1 protein-coding gene is annotated in these 455 nt (G+C 56.7%); it reads left to right on the forward strand.

The genetic code is table 11. The features are described 5' to 3' along the window. The coding region (locus tag A3754_RS06145; RefSeq protein ID WP_063519098.1) for a carbonic anhydrase at nucleotides 1-455 on the forward strand (455 nt) is incomplete at both ends.

The raw sequence follows: 455 nt of genomic DNA on the forward strand, positions 1-455 counted from the left end.
TGAAATCCCTACCTGAACTGTTTTCCAACAATGAAAAATGGCGCCACGAAATTGAAGAGCGCCACCCCGGCTTCTTCAAGGCGCTGGGTGAACAGCAGAACCCGGAATATCTGTGGATCGGTTGTGCCGATTCCCGGGTGCCAGCCAACGAAGTGGTAGGCATGATGCCCGGCGAGCTGTTTGTTCACCGCAATGTGGCCAACCTGGTCAACCATACCGACCTGAACCTGCTGTCGGTGCTGCAGTTTGCCGTGGATGTATTGAAGGTGAAGCACATCATGGTGGTGGGCCATTACGGTTGTGGCGGCATCAAGGCGGCCATGGAAGATGTGCCCCATGGCCTGATCGACAACTGGTTGCGGCAGGTGCGCGAACTGTACCTGCGCAATCGCAAGAACCTGGCCGAGCTGCCCGATGAGGCAGCGCGAGTGGACAAGATGTGTGAGCTGAATGTG

It is taken from the genome of Alcanivorax sp. HI0083 (assembly GCF_001635175.1).